The 13,362-nt window shown below is 62.8% G+C and carries 13 protein-coding genes; 6 read left to right on the forward strand and 7 right to left on the reverse strand.

The annotated features are described in order from the left end of the window. Positions 1-333: 333 nt before the first annotated feature. Together tnpA and AC3EC3_RS18925 are read left to right on the forward strand one after the other, a co-directional pair. Positions 334-753, forward strand: a complete 420-nt coding sequence (gene tnpA / locus AC3EC3_RS18920) for an IS200/IS605 family transposase (RefSeq protein WP_488491135.1) — start codon at positions 334-336, stop codon at positions 751-753. A 158-nt stretch (positions 754-911) separates the two neighbouring features. Beyond that, positions 912-1,070 (forward strand): Arm DNA-binding domain-containing protein, encoded by a 159-nt coding sequence (locus tag AC3EC3_RS18925; RefSeq protein WP_488491136.1) that lies wholly within the window; start codon positions 912-914, stop codon positions 1,068-1,070. A gap of 110 nt (positions 1,071-1,180) precedes the next feature. On the opposite strand, the gene AC3EC3_RS18930 is transcribed toward AC3EC3_RS18925, so the two are convergent. The 7 genes from AC3EC3_RS18930 to ectA are packed head-to-tail and all read right to left on the reverse strand — an operon-like array spanning position 1,181 to position 8,394. Continuing rightward, on the reverse strand, positions 1,181-2,464 hold the full coding sequence (locus AC3EC3_RS18930) for an MFS transporter (RefSeq protein ID WP_488491137.1): 1,284 nt from the start codon (positions 2,462-2,464) through the stop codon (positions 1,181-1,183). Then, complete coding sequence (locus AC3EC3_RS18935) at positions 2,464-3,696, reverse strand: MFS transporter (protein WP_488491138.1); 1,233 nt, start codon at positions 3,694-3,696, stop codon at positions 2,464-2,466. Before AC3EC3_RS18935 ends, AC3EC3_RS18930 begins: the two co-directional genes overlap by 1 nt. Before the next feature lie 36 nt (positions 3,697-3,732). Then, positions 3,733-5,175 carry an aspartate kinase gene (locus AC3EC3_RS18940; RefSeq protein ID WP_488491139.1) on the reverse strand — a complete coding sequence of 481 codons (1,443 nt, stop codon included), beginning with the start codon at positions 5,173-5,175 and terminating at the stop codon, positions 3,733-3,735. Then, entirely contained in the window at positions 5,172-6,098 is a 927-nt protein-coding gene (thpD, locus tag AC3EC3_RS18945) for an ectoine hydroxylase (protein ID WP_488491140.1), read from the reverse strand. The genes AC3EC3_RS18940 and thpD overlap by 4 nt, the downstream gene beginning before the upstream one ends. 18 nt (positions 6,099-6,116) lie before the next feature. Continuing rightward, positions 6,117-6,521 carry an ectoine synthase gene (locus tag AC3EC3_RS18950; protein ID WP_488491141.1) on the reverse strand — a complete coding sequence of 135 codons (405 nt, stop codon included), beginning with the start codon at positions 6,519-6,521 and terminating at the stop codon, positions 6,117-6,119. A gap of 30 nt (positions 6,522-6,551) precedes the next feature. Further along, positions 6,552-7,871, reverse strand: a complete 1,320-nt coding sequence (gene ectB / locus AC3EC3_RS18955) for a diaminobutyrate--2-oxoglutarate transaminase (RefSeq protein ID WP_488491142.1) — start codon at positions 7,869-7,871, stop codon at positions 6,552-6,554. A 16-nt stretch (positions 7,872-7,887) separates the two neighbouring features. Then, positions 7,888-8,394 carry a diaminobutyrate acetyltransferase gene (ectA, locus tag AC3EC3_RS18960; protein ID WP_488491143.1) on the reverse strand — a complete coding sequence of 169 codons (507 nt, stop codon included), beginning with the start codon at positions 8,392-8,394 and terminating at the stop codon, positions 7,888-7,890. A 223-nt stretch (positions 8,395-8,617) separates the two neighbouring features. On the opposite strand from ectA, the gene AC3EC3_RS18965 reads away from it, so the two are divergent. The 4 genes from AC3EC3_RS18965 to AC3EC3_RS18980 all read left to right on the forward strand — a co-directional run bounded on the left by AC3EC3_RS18965 (position 8,618) and on the right by AC3EC3_RS18980 (position 13,189). Beyond that, positions 8,618-9,109, forward strand: a complete 492-nt coding sequence (locus tag AC3EC3_RS18965) for a MarR family winged helix-turn-helix transcriptional regulator (protein ID WP_488491144.1) — start codon at positions 8,618-8,620, stop codon at positions 9,107-9,109. Positions 9,110-9,303: 194 nt separating this feature from the next. Further along, positions 9,304-9,930, forward strand: a complete 627-nt coding sequence (locus tag AC3EC3_RS18970) for a DUF6118 family protein (protein WP_488491145.1) — start codon at positions 9,304-9,306, stop codon at positions 9,928-9,930. Positions 9,931-10,194: 264 nt separating this feature from the next. Then, complete coding sequence (locus AC3EC3_RS18975; protein WP_488491146.1) at positions 10,195-11,421, forward strand: nucleotidyltransferase domain-containing protein; 1,227 nt, start codon at positions 10,195-10,197, stop codon at positions 11,419-11,421. A 1-nt stretch (position 11,422) separates the two neighbouring features. Then, on the forward strand, positions 11,423-13,189 hold the full coding sequence (locus tag AC3EC3_RS18980) for an ATP-binding cassette domain-containing protein (protein ID WP_488491147.1): 1,767 nt from the start codon (positions 11,423-11,425) through the stop codon (positions 13,187-13,189). Positions 13,190-13,362 lie beyond the last annotated feature (173 nt).

The following is a 13,362-nucleotide window of genomic DNA, read 5'->3' on the forward strand; positions in this document are numbered from 1 at the left end:
CGGTCAAAAACGACCGGCTTCGGGAAGTTACCTCCCGGAATGACTGACGCTGTGGGCTAGAAAACCGCGAAAACGGGGCCAATGGCCGGCTCTGCCAAGCCTTTTTCCGCAACCTGTTAAAACCTCAGCGCTTCGTCACTCTCCGACGGAAAGGATGCAACATGCCAAAGGCTCTTGATCACGAACATAAGAGAGTCCTCTTTCGGGGAAGAACCCCTCCGACTTCAGTCGGATACTGGCTTCAGCCACAGACTCGCGTGTTAGCCTGTAACCTCGGGAAAAGCGGAAGCCGCCGAAGGCGTGAAGCTTCCGCTTTTCCCGAGGTTACAGGCTATGGCGTATCGGTCCGGTTGTCACACGACATTCCATCATCGCTACCATCTCGTCTGGGCGCCCAAGTATCGGTACAAGGTGCTCATTGGCGATGTGCGTCTGCGAGTTCGCGAGATTATCCGGCAGGTTTGCGCCGAGATGGGCGTGACGATCATCAATGGGGCGCTGTCGAAGGACCACGTTCACATGTTCGTTGAAATCCCACCGCACGTCTCGGTCGCAGACTTCGTGCGCCGGGCCAAAGGGCGCTCATCACGCAAGATCCAGCAGGAGTTCGAGCACATCCGCAAGCGCTACTGGGGACAGCGCTTCTGGCAACGCGGCTACTTCTCGACCACTTCCGGCAACATCACCGATGACATCATCATGCGGTATCTCGACAAGCATACCCACAAGGATGGCTTCAGCCCCGCCTCATAATCCTACCGGCATCAGCCGGTCAGTCATTCAGTGGCTTAACCCGAAAAATAAGCGCTTCTCGCATCCCACGCAAACCCGCCACATCCCAGGACAGCGATTTGCATTTGGGGGTGCCGATGGGGGTATTATCCACTCGCTCAGAATGGATACCCCCAAATATGTCGATCACCGATCTCGAAGCCAAGTACGCCCCCAAGCGGGCGCGCGACTACAAGCTCACCGATGGTGGCGGTCTCCACCTGCTGGTGCGCCCCAACGGCGCCAAGCTGTGGCGGATGAAGTATCGCTTTGCGGACAAGGAGAAGCTCCTCTCCTGAACGACCGGAAAGGGTCGACACATGCCGAAATGTCGGATGCTTGATCGCAATCGGCATAGTCAAGAAGGCATCTTTCGACAGGGGAAAGTTTGCCGTGACAGCGTACGAGGTCAAACGGTACGAAGTGCTTTGCGAGCAGTCTCATCGGTGAATCGCAGCGCGAGCAAACCTGTCAGGCATGCCGAAATCATCAAATAGGCGGGCATCAGGGGATTGCCGGTTCGATCTATGAGCCAGGCATTTATGGCCGGTGCGGTGCCACCGAACAGCGAGGTCGACAGGTTGTAGGCGACAGCGAAGCCGGCAAAGCGCACTTTCGTCGGAAAGAAGGCCGGGAAGGTCCCCGAAATGGTCGCCAGTTGCGGCACACACAGCAGGCCGAGCAGCGCATAGCCTATCGTCGCGCTGGCGAGACCTGCGCCCATCAGGTGATAGAGCGGTACCACGCTCACCATCAGTCCGATGAGCGAGATCAGCCACATCGGCTTCCTTCCGATCCGGTCGGACAGTGCTCCGGCGAAAGGCAGCAGCACCATCATGAACAGCATCCCTGTGATCGGCACGGCCAGCGCGGCGTCGGTCGAAAGGCCGAGGCGGCGTTCCAGATAAGTCGGCATGTAACTGAGCAGCGTATAGTTCACGACATTAAGCGCGATGACCAGTCCGCTCATGGCCAGAAGAGGACGACGGTGGTGGATCAGAAGGTCGCGTAGCAAAGAGGCTTCCGGGCTCTGGTGGTTATCCTGCGCAGCGCGAAACAGGGGCGTTTCCTCCATGCGCGATCGCAAATAGACACCTACGAGGCCGAGCGGTCCGGCCAGCAGGAAAGGCAGGCGCCAGGCCCACGCATGCATGGCCTCGTCCCCAAGCATGAGTGAGAAGCCGAGCATCAGCAGGGCGCCGGTGCAGAAGCCCGCCAAAGTGCCGACCTCCAGAAAGCTGCCGTAGAAACCGCGCTTCGTGTCAGGCGCATATTCCGCCATGAAAATTGCCGCGCCGCCGTATTCACCTCCGGTGGAAAAGCCCTGTACCATGCGCAGGATAACCAGCAGCGCGGGCGCCCACAGACCAATCGTGGCATACGACGGGATAAAGCCGACCAGCACGGTTGCCGCCGCCATCATCACGATCGTGATGCCGAGCACCGCCTTTCGGCCATACCTGTCCCCCAGCGGGCCCCATACAAGTCCCCCAAGCGGCCGGATCAGGAACGATATCGCGAAGGTCGCCAGCGCGAACAGCGTCGCCTGCGCCGCCTGACCGGGAAACAGTGCGGCCGAGATATAGGTCATGCCATAAGCATAGAGGCCGTAGTCGAACCACTCGGCGGCGTTGCCGACGGCCGAGGCGGCGATTACACGGCGCAGTAGCGCGGGTGAGGGGGGCTGGGTCATCAATCCGGGCTCTCCTCGGCAGCTACCGGATCGAGCGCGGCAGACATGGGTGTGGTGCGTGGCAGCACGACATAGGTTTCCTGAAGGTGGACGGGCACAGGCTGCGATCGGATCTGTCGCCACAGCCCGAAGGCAAGGGCGGCTGCGGCGCACAGGGCGATGAACAGGAACAGGCCTGCAGTATCCAGCAAAGTCATCGCCGCCGCGCCCAGCGACGGGCCGATGGCCGCGCCCAGCGAATAGAGCAGCACGAGCCCTCCGCTGGCTGCTATGCGCTGCTCGGGGACCAGGTGATCGTTAGTATGCGCCACACACAAGGGATACAGGGAGAAACTCAGGCCACCGAACAGGGCGCCAAAGACCATCAAGGGCAGCATGTTGCTTGTCAGGGCGATCGCGAGGCAGGCGGCAAGCGTCCCTGCGAAGCCGATGACGATCACCTTGCGCCGGTCCATCCGGTCGGAAAGCCGACCCAACGGCCATTGCAGCGCAACGCCGCCCAGGATGACCAAGCTCATAAACAGTGTCGTTGCCGATAGGTCCAGACCCGAACGTCGGGCGTAGACCGCGCCCATCGCATAGAATGCGCCCAGCATCACGCCGGTCAGCAAGGCGCCGACAATCCCCAGCGGGGATATGGCGTAGAGTTCGCGAAACGGAAGCGAGGATTCCTCGCCCGGTGCTGGCGCCGCAATGCGGGTCAATACAACGGGCACCGCTGCCAGCGAGACGAGAATGGACCCGGCCAGCAGGGGCATCGCCGCGCCGGGGCCGCCCAGGTTGAGCGTGAACTGGCCTATCGCCTGCCCGCCATAGAGCGCGATCATGTAGCCTGCGAGGACACTGCCGCGCGCCGCGCCTTCGGAGCGCTCGCCGAGCCAGCTTTCGAGACAGACGTAGATGCCCGCGAGGCATATTCCGTCGGTGAAGCGCAGGAGGCCCCAGAACACGGCGTCACGATGGAGCGCATAGGCCAGCATGCTGGCACTCAGCACCGCGACGAATGCGGCAAAAGCGCGGATATGGCCGATCCGGCGCAGCAGCGCAGGCGCGCGCAGGGATCCGGCGACGAGCCCTGCGAAATAGGCCGTGCCGACAAGGCCGATCGCCATCGTGCCGCTTCCCGCGCGCTCCAGTCGCACGCTAACCAGTGTGTTCATGAAGCCGCCCCCCGCCATCAGCATGAAGATGGCGAGCAGCAGGCTGCGCACGGGCAGGATGGCGTTCAGCATGGCAGGTGCAAAGGGTTGGGCCTCAGCGCGTAGACGTCAAGCCGCCTCGCGTTGCCGTGGCGTGGCCTCGGCACCTTCGATCAGCGCCTGATGCAGTACCCGCACGGCCGGATCGAAATCCTCCACCGCGACGATGAACTGCACGTCGACGTTGCGGATCTGGTGCTGCATGGCGATCATGCCGATACCCGCCTGCGCCAGAGCCAGCAACGCTCGGGGGACCAGACCTGGCTCGTTGAGATCGCTGCCGATCACCGATACCATCGCAACCGGCTGTACGGTCACGGTCGCGCCGGGCCACTTCGCTTCGATATCGGCGACGATGTCTGCCGTCTGCTTCGCATCGGTGCCGGACAGGTAATGCGTGATGGTATTGGCGTTTGAGCTCTTGCTGACGATCCAGGCATCATGCCGGGCGAGGATATCGAGGATCGCGGCGTCGTAGCCCTTCTCGCCCACCATGTCCTGCTCGAACACCTGCAGCGCCTGCACCGAGGACAGGCCGGTGACGATTTCCACCCGTGGTGCCTCGGAGGCGTAATCGCCGCAGATCAGGGTGCCGTCGTCGTGCCTGTCGAAGGTGTTGCGTACCCGCAGCGGGATGCCCGACTGCCGCAGTCCTCGACCGGCCCGTGGGTGGATCGCTTCCATGCCCAGGTTCGCCAGCTGGTCGGCAACATCGTAGTTGGTTCGCCCGATCTTTCGGGCCACCTGCTCTCCGACCACGCGGGGATCGGCGCTGGAGAGATGAAACTCCTTGTGGATGATCGCCTCGCGCGCCTGCGTCAGCACGGCAATGCGCGAGAACGTCATTTCCGAATAGCCACGGGCATAGCGGCGCACCATACCGCCTTCGCAACCGGCATAGCCGGTGACGATGGGCATCTGCGTGGCAAGGTCGATCGGGCCAAGCGCTTCCTCGATCCGCCCATCGAGGCTGCGCATGTCCTCGTGGTCCCATAGGGTCAGGTCGACGAATACGGCATCCACGCCGCGATCGCGGAGCATCAGCGCGGTGGAATGCGCGGAATGCGCCTCGCCCAGCCCGGCGAGCATCTCGCGCACAGTCGTCATCTGCTCTTTCAGGCAGAACCGGCCGTGAGCACGAAGGCGATCGAGATCGTCGAGGCAGGTTTCGAGCGCAGCAATCCGCGCGGCGACGAACGCGTCCGCCTCGCGGCGGCTTTCCGCCCGGTCGAACATCTCTGCATTGCGCGCCCACATCGCGCCCATCACGTCGGCCAGGGCAGAGCGCCAGGCGCCGGGTGTCTCGCTACGGATGAAGTGCGCATGGACGCCGGGCTTGCCCGACTTCTTGTGCTCCAGCAGCAGGTCGGTCATCCCGGCATAGGCGGATACGACGAAGATACGATTGTAGAGTGCCGCGCCTTCGCGTCCGGCGATCAGGACATTGTCGAACACGGTGGACGTCGCGGCCATCGACGTGCCGCCAATCTTTTCGACGGAATGGGTGGTCATGCGCTCGCTCCTTCAAGCATGCCGGTGACGGCGCGTAATGGTTTCGCGTCGCGTGCCGCGATGAAGTCCGGCCGCGCGACCTTCGCCGCGAACGGCGCCTCAAGTCGGTTGCTCATTGCGTTGTAGACGAAGAAGGCATTGGCGCGCGGGAACGGGGTGATGTTCCCGTTTGAGCCGTGCATCGTGTTGCAGTCGAACACTATCACCGTTCCGGGCTTGCCCGTCAGCGAGACGATGCCCTGGCGGTGCGCGAGTTCGGCCAGCGTATCCTCGTCAGGCACGCCATACTCCTGCTTGCGAAGCGACGCCTTGTAATGGTCCTGCGGGGTTTCGCCCGCACAGCCGACGAATACGTGCTGCGATCCGGGGATCACCATCAGCGGGCCGTTGTGCGGCGTGTTTTCTGCCAAAAGCACCGACATCGACAAGGCATGCATGCGCGGCATACCGTCCTCGGCATGCCAGGTCTCGAAGTCGGAGTGCCACTGGAACGCCTTGCCCCTGAACCCCGGCTTGTAGTTCAGCCGGGACTGGTGGAGGTAGACCTCATCGTCGAGCAGGTATCGCGCAACACCTGCCAGCCGTTCGTCGGCGGCAAGGCGCAGCATCGTCTCGCTCTGTTCGTGAATCTCGAAGATCGAGCGGATTTCGCGGCTGCCCGGCTCGGCAATGACGGTTTCGTCCTTGAGGCCTCCCGGATCGCCCAGCAGACGCCCGGTCTCGACCTGTAGCGCGGCTATCTCCGCCTCGGAAAATACCGCGTCTAGAACGAGATACCCGTCCCGGTCGAACTGCGCGATCTGCTCTGCACTCAGTGGGGCGTCCGGCTGCCATGCCCGGTGGGCCACGGGTTCGCCGCGCGGCAGCAGGCGGGAAACGCCTGTGCCGCTGTCGCTGCTGCGGGTGGGATAGTGGTCGTGCATCTCGTGCCCCCTTTCTCCTCAGTCCGCGAGCGCGGGTTCGCTCGTATCGGCAGGGTAGGCACCGTTCTCGTCGTGGACTTCGCGGCCCGTTACCGGCGGGTTGAACACGCAGGCGCAAACGATATCCTGCACGGGGCGCACGATGTGCTTGTCGTTGGCGTTGAGCGCATACATGACGCCCGGCTTGAGTTCATGGGTAAGCCCGGTGCCCAGATCCTCGATGGTGCCTTCGCCCTGCATCACCAGCACCGCTTCGAGATGGTTCTGGTAATGCATGTGCAGTTCCTCGCCTGCGAACATGGTCGTGACGTGGAACGAAAAGCCCATCTTGTCGTCCTTGAGCAGCAGGCGATCGGAGTGCCAGCCCTTGGATTCAACGTGACGGTCGGACGTGCGGATGTCGGCGAGATTGCGAACGATCATATATTTAATTCCTTGAACTTGAACGGAGGATCAGGCGGCGACGCCGAGTTTCGGCAGCGCGCGTTTGACCGGTGCGATCGCCTGGGCGACCGCTTCTTCCAGAATGTCGAGCCCGGCTTCGAACACCGCATCCTCAATGGTCAGCGGGGCGAGCACCTTGACGATCTCGTCATGCGCGCCGCTGGTTTCGATGATCAGGCCTCCGTCGAAGCATGCAGACGTGATCTGCGAAGCAACTTTGCCCGACCCAACGTTGATGCCGCGCATCATGCCCCGGCCGCGCGTAGTCAGGCCATGGCGCTCGGCCATGTGATCAAGGCGCGCTTCGAGGATGCCCCCCTTGCGTGCCACGGCGTCGATAAAGGCGGGATCCGCCCAGAACTCGCGCAGCGCTGCCGTGGCCGTGACGAAGGCGTGGTTGTTGCCACGGAATGTGCCGTTGTGCTCGCCGGGGCTCCACACATCGAGTTCGGGGCGCATCAGCGTCAGGGCGAAAGGCAGGCCCATGCCCGAAAGCGACTTCGCCATGGTGACGATGTCCGGCGTGAAGCCCATGCCTTCGAAGCTGAAGAAGCTTCCGGTGCGCCCGCAGCCTGCCTGAATATCATCGACGATCATCAGCGCGCCATGCTTTCTGGCAAGGGCGGCGATGCGGCGCAGCCATTCAGGCCGCGCAGCATTCAGGCCGCCTTCGCCCTGGACCGTCTCGACAAGGAAAGCGGCAGGCGCATCGAGGCCGCTCGATGGATCGGCAAGGCGCTGTTCGAGCAGGTCCGCAGTGTCGACGTCCTCGCCGTAATAGCCGTCGAACGGCTCGTGGCTGACATGGCTGAGCGGCACGCCCGCTCCGCCCCGCTTGCCGGCATTGCCGGTACAGGCGAGTGCGCCGAGCGTCATGCCGTGGAAGCCGTTGGTGAAGGCCACCACCAGTTCGCGGCCCGTCACCTTGCGCGCGAGCTTGATCGCAGCTTCCACGGCGTTGGTGCCGGTGGGACCTGTGAACATCGCGCGATAGTCGAGGCCGCGCGGGGTCAGGATGACGTCTTCGAGCGTGCGCAGGAACTCGCTCTTGGCATCGGTGTGCAGGTCGAGCGCGTGGGTCACGCCGTCATTGGCGATGTACTCCATCAAGGCCTTTTTGAGCACCGGGTGGTTGTGACCGTAGTTCAGCGACGAGCAGCCTGACAGAAAGTCGAGATAACGGCCTCCCTCGCTGTCGTGCAGCCACACGCCCTGCGCCTTGCCGAACTGGCGCGGCATGGCGCGGGAGTAGCTGCGAACCCCGGATTCGCGGCGGTCATAGATCTTCGTATCCGGCGCGGTGGCGCTCGGCATGGGGGTCTTGGTCATGTCGGGAATTCCCTGTTCAGGTATGGGCGGACGGCAGCGGAGCGATGCTCGCCTGCCATTCCGTATCATGTGCCCCGGCGAAGTGCGCATCGCGTGTGAAGCGCTCGGATTTCGAGAGGCTGGCGCCGTGGCGGCGCGCGAAGGCGCCGAACAGCGCCCAGGAGGCCGGGTTGGCCTCGGTGATGGTGGTGGTCAGCGTAGTGGCACCCTGCACGGCAAGGCGTGCGACAAGCTCGTCGAGCATTCGTCCACCGAGCCCTTCGCCACGGGCGGATGCGGCGACGGCGACCTGCCAGACGAAGATCCGTTCGGGGTGCGAAGGCGAACGATAGGCGGAAATCCATCCGACGATCTCGTCATCGCGCTGGGCAACGATGCAGGTGTCGGCGAAATCGCTGCATTGAAGCAGGTTGCAATAGGCCGAATTGGGATCGAGCGGCGCACAGGCCGCGATCAGCGAGGTGACGGCGGGGCCATCTTCGGCGGTAGGCCGGCGCAGGACCGGCGGGGTTTTATCGCTCATGGAACTGGAGCCCTCGGAATGCTTTCCGGGGCGAACTTCGTTTACGTCTGCATCAAAGATTACTTCACCCTCCGAAGCACATTCGCGTGCTTGGCATTTGCCTCATTCTGACTTCTGATGCGCGATAACATACGTCTGTCGCGGGTCATTGCAACCTTCGATATGGAAAATGGTTTCTGTCAGGGATGTCTTTGAGGTGTAGTATTTCGATTTTGGAAGTATCTTGCGACTTGGCGCAAGCCCGCAGGAAAGCTACCTGTCGGGCATGGACAGCGACCTCACACCGGCAGCTCTTTCGGCCCTGAGAAAAATTCTCGACGCAGCCGATCTGGAGAACCGGAAAATGGCAGCTTTGACGGGGCTGACGCCATCGCAGGCGCTGGTGCTGCGCCAGATCGGCACCGGCGAGGGTACGACGCCAAGCGCCGTCGCTGCCGCTTTGCGCTTCGGGCAAGCGACCATCACCAACATCGTCGACAAGCTTGTGGCTGGCGGACTTGTAACGCGGACGCGAAGCGACAGCGACCGGCGCCAGATCCTAGTACGCGCAACGGCTGAAGGCCTCCAGCGCCTCAGCGATCTGCCATCGCCGCTGCAATTGCGTTTCGGGCGTGGTTTCAGCACCTTGCCGCAATGGGAACAGGCCATGATACTCGCCAGCCTGGAGCGGATTGGAGCGCTTATAAGCGATCCCGATTCCACTACGGATTTGTGATGGGCCGCGCGGCTCAGGCGTGTTCAAGCCTGATTTGTATGTGCTGGTAAGGCAAGTATTATCATCATTGCGCCGTGGAGTGTGATAACATATCTAGCGTGATAATCCGTGCTCCTCCAAGGGTACTGCATTTCCTGAAGTAGCTCTGGCATGGCGTTATTTGGTGGATTGAGCGGCTGCGTGGCGAGCTGTCGTTGCTGCGCGCTGCAATCTGCGGCCTTAGCGCCGCGCGCGATTCCATCGACATCCCTGACTACGAGCCGACGCTGGATCGCACCGAGAAGGTGTTGGGAGCGCTTGTCAGCCAGGTCGCCGAGATCGGCAAGAGCCCGGCAATCAGGCTGACGTCAGAGGATTGGAGGCTGCGTCTAAACGAGGCGGTTGCGTCTGCGACCCATGACTTGCGCCATCAGGTCGAGGCCTCGCGCTCGGCGCAGGCCTCGACTACCCGCGATCTGCAGGCGATGCTGGCTTCAGCGCGGCGAGGCGACCAGCAGAACTGGTGGCTGCTATGGACCGCTTTGGGCGGCCTGGTGCTCGGGTTGCTGCTCTATGCCGCGCTGGCGGGGCCGATCGCGCGGGCTATGCCGGCAAGCTGGCAATCGCCCGAATATCTGGCGGCACGCGCGCTGGGTGAAAATGATGCATGGATTGCGGGGGAACATTTGCTGGAAGCCAGCTCGCGGCAGAGCTGGAGGAGCATCGTTACCGCCGCGCACCGGGATAAGGCTAACCGTGAGATGCTTCGGGCGTGCGAGAAGTCGGCGGCAAAGGCGAAAAGGCCTGTGCATTGCACAATTGAGGTGAATGTTGAGGAATAGGAACGGATTGCTTCCGTTGCGCTTGATTGCGCCGCTCTGGTGAGGCTCAGCGACGGGATAATCCGAGGCAAAACACGAGCGCATGTTCCGCTCGAGGCCGAGCGACCTTTCGCTATCAGGCAGAAAGTCCACTTATCGCACTGTCCAGTTTCCTCTGGCCACCTCTGCGATCGTCATTGCCGTACGGTAGCCTTCTCATTAGGCTTGCTTATCAAGGGTGGTTATCAGCCCTCGGGCGGAGTTTATTTGCATCAAATGATACTGATGGAATACGCCACTGAACGAGACGCGCCTGTTCCGTTTTCCGAAGGCTTGCCGCCAGAGCTGCGCTTCCTCGCCGCATGTTGCGCGTGGCCACCACGCGCTTCCGATGGCGGTCGGCTAACCGACACGATCGGGACGATCAAAGACTGGCAGGCCTTGCTCGCGGCGGTCGCTCGACACCGGGTGGCGGGTCTCGTCAATGCGGCACTGGTGCGTAGCCCTCAGGCGGCGGCAGGCGTTCCAGCGGACGTCCGGGCGGTGATTGCAGCGCGGGCGCAGGCGATCCAATTGCACAGCCTGCGTCAGGCGCAAGAACTGCTTGCGATTGGCCGGCGTTTTGCCGAGGCGGGTATCGCAATGATCGAGCTAAAGGGACTGACCTTGGGGATGCTCGCCTATGGCACGATCAGTCGCAAGGCCAGTCATGATCTCGATTTGCTCGTTTCGGTTGCCGATGCCGCGCGGGCGATCGGACTGTTGTATGAATGCGGGTATCGGCTTGGGAATTTCGTCGGTCCGCTGTCGAGCCGTCAGGTCCGTGCGCTCGTCTGCAACCGGCGCGATGTCCCGTTGTTGGGGCAGGATGGAACAATCGTCGAACTGCACTGGAAGCCCAGCTATGCGCCGAGCTTGCTGAAAGGGCTTTCCGCCGCTTCGCCGCGCCAACGCGTGGCGATTGGCAGCAGCGACCGGACAGCGATCGACACGCTGGCCACACCAGATCTGGTTGCCTACCTCGCCGTGCATGGAACGCTGCATGGCTGGTTCAGATTGAAATGGTTGGCCGATGTGGGTGCGGTGCTGTTGGCCGCCGATGCGCAGGAGCTCGCTATGATCCGGCAACGTGCCAAAGAACTGGGTGCCGGCCGGGCCCTGGCGGTGACCGAGGCGCTCGTCGGCGAGCTGCTTGGCGTGCCGGCGACACCGCCCGAAGCTCCGGATGCATCGGTGCAGGCGATAGTCGGAGCGGTGCGCCGTACCATCATTGAGCCCATACCCGAGGCTGCCAAGGGGTTCTTCACGAACCTGTCCGAACTCGCGCGCGATATAACGCTCAATCGCCGTCTTTTCGCAGGCGCATCGCAGGCGAAGGTGCTGCTCGAACGCTACCTGTTCGTCGAGGCCGATATCCTGGCGATACCGTTGCCCGACCGGCTGCGGGGGCTTTACGTCGCGCTGCGATTGCCCCTCTGGGGATGGCGTCGCCTGCGGGGCTCCAGAGCGTGAAATGAAGCCGTCGAATGGTGAGCGGAGCGCCGAAAAGTTTGCCGCGCGAGAGACTCTGGGCCTGCTCGGTCGGCTGGTCACGCGCATCCGCACGATCAGCGGGCGACAGGCTGCGATCGCGGGTGCCTTGACCGGGGCTGCCGCCATCGTCGAGGCCATGTTCCTGCTGCTGCTTCTGCCGGGAGTGCAGATTCTGATCGGCGCGGGCGAACCGCGGCCATCGTTGTCGCTTGCGGTTTCGTTTCTGGGACCACACGGCCCCGTCATTGCGTTGCTTGGGTTGCTTCTCATCGCCGGACTTCTACGCAGTCAGCTCACTTTCGAACGCGACATGGCCTACTCTAGGTTGCAGGCGCGTTTCGCGCAGGCCGAGCGCGGTGAGTTATTTACCCGACTTGCCGCGACTCCGTGGAAGATATTGTCGCAGTTGCCGCATGCCCGGATTACTGCTTTGGTTCTGCAGGATGTCGATCGCTCGGTCACTGCATCGCAGCAGTTTGTCCGGCTGACGGTGGCGCTCGTCACACTTGCCGCTAACCTAGCGGTCGCGCTGGTGTTTTCGGCCACGTTGACTGCGCTGAGCGTGGTGCTCGTTGCGATTTTGGGCGCGATGTTATGGCGTCGGCGCGGCAGTACCATGATGCTCGGCAATGAGGATCGGCGAGCGCTTGCGGCCATGGCGTCCGGTTCCTCGCAGTTCTTGGCCGGGCTGAAGACAGCCAGTGCCGAGAATGGCCAATCGGCATACCTCGCACGCATCGCCGGCAAGCTTGACCGTATCAGGCTGGGAATGGAGCGCCACCAGTTCGAGCAGGCGCATCAGCGCGTGATCTCGGGACGGGTTAGCGCGCTGTTCGCGGCCCTGCTCATCGCGGGCGGCATAATCTTGAGCATTGCGCCGGCGAAGTTGTTGGCGACAGTGCTGGTGATCTCGCGCATGAACGCGCAGACGGCGCAGATCCAGCAGACGTTTCATACGCTTCTTGCCGTTTTGCCCTCATTCCGCGAGCTCGAATCCATGCGCGCCATGCTTGCCCCGCCTGCGGACGGATCGCCGGATGTCGCGCCGCTTACCGGACGGCTGGAACTTCGTGGCGTGCAGTTCACGCATGGTGAGCGGGAAGTGGCTGGCGGCCCCGCGACCCGCAACGGGATCGGTCCGATCGATCTCGTGATCGAACCGGGTGAGTGGATCGGTATCACCGGTGCATCGGGGGCCGGAAAGACTACTTTGCTTGATGTGGTCGTGGGTTTGTTCAAGCCGGACAGAGGAACGGTCACGGTGGGAGGGGTGCCCTTGGCTGGAGAAGCTCTGCCGCGCTGGCAATCCGGTCTGGCCTATCTTTCGCAGGCGGTCTTTCTCGTCAACGACAGCCTGCGCGCCAACCTTTTGCTGTCGGGGCAATCCACCGATGACGCGGCGATGTATCAGGCGCTGGAAAGGGCTGGAATTGGCGATCTTGTTCGCGCGCTGCCGGCCGGGCTGGATTGCGCGGTGGGCGAGGCTGGGGTCACGCTTTCGGGTGGCGAACGCCAGCGCGTCGCCCTCGCGCGGGCGCTGTTGCGCTGTCCGGGGCTGCTGATCCTCGATGAAGCGCTCGCAGCGGTGGATGTTGAGACGGAGGGCCGGATACTCGAATCGCTGGCCGGGGTGGACTGGCCGATGGCGGTCATTGTCGTCGCGCATCGCCGCGAAAGCCTCGTGCGCTGTTCGCGCGTTCTGGCGATGGAAGCAGGGCGGTTGATATCGCCTGACAGTCCCGACTGAAAGCAGCCCGGATCTTCAATCACCGGGAAGGCAGAGCCTGTCCGGCGCAAGGGCGCCGGACATCAGGCGGTCAGAGTGGGTGGCTTCGCGCGAGGGCCCTTGGCTCCGCGGCCCCAGATTTAGAGATCGCCGCTGGCCAGTCAGGCGTGCGCTTTGAGGGCTGATCCGTCGGG

Source organism: Novosphingobium sp. BAM6 (genome assembly GCF_057784955.1).

What these genes read in the sequence shown, in the direction of transcription:
- tnpA (WP_488491135.1), top strand. Translation starts at nt 334, where the DNA reads ATGGCGTATCGGTCCGGTTGTCACACGACATTCCATCATCGCTACCAT.
- AC3EC3_RS18925 (WP_488491136.1), top strand. Translation starts at nt 912, where the DNA reads ATGTCGATCACCGATCTCGAAGCCAAGTACGCCCCCAAGCGGGCGCGC.
- AC3EC3_RS18930 (WP_488491137.1), bottom strand. Translation starts at nt 2,464, where the DNA reads ATGACCCAGCCCCCCTCACCCGCGCTACTGCGCCGTGTAATCGCCGCC.
- AC3EC3_RS18935 (WP_488491138.1), bottom strand. Translation starts at nt 3,696, where the DNA reads ATGCTGAACGCCATCCTGCCCGTGCGCAGCCTGCTGCTCGCCATCTTC.
- AC3EC3_RS18940 (WP_488491139.1), bottom strand. Translation starts at nt 5,175, where the DNA reads ATGACCACCCATTCCGTCGAAAAGATTGGCGGCACGTCGATGGCCGCG.
- thpD (WP_488491140.1), bottom strand. Translation starts at nt 6,098, where the DNA reads ATGCACGACCACTATCCCACCCGCAGCAGCGACAGCGGCACAGGCGTT.
- AC3EC3_RS18950 (WP_488491141.1), bottom strand. Translation starts at nt 6,521, where the DNA reads ATGATCGTTCGCAATCTCGCCGACATCCGCACGTCCGACCGTCACGTT.
- ectB (WP_488491142.1), bottom strand. Translation starts at nt 7,871, where the DNA reads ATGACCAAGACCCCCATGCCGAGCGCCACCGCGCCGGATACGAAGATC.
- ectA (WP_488491143.1), bottom strand. Translation starts at nt 8,394, where the DNA reads ATGAGCGATAAAACCCCGCCGGTCCTGCGCCGGCCTACCGCCGAAGAT.
- AC3EC3_RS18975 (WP_488491146.1), top strand. Translation starts at nt 10,195, where the DNA reads ATGGAATACGCCACTGAACGAGACGCGCCTGTTCCGTTTTCCGAAGGC.
- AC3EC3_RS18980 (WP_488491147.1), top strand. Translation starts at nt 11,423, where the DNA reads ATGAAGCCGTCGAATGGTGAGCGGAGCGCCGAAAAGTTTGCCGCGCGA.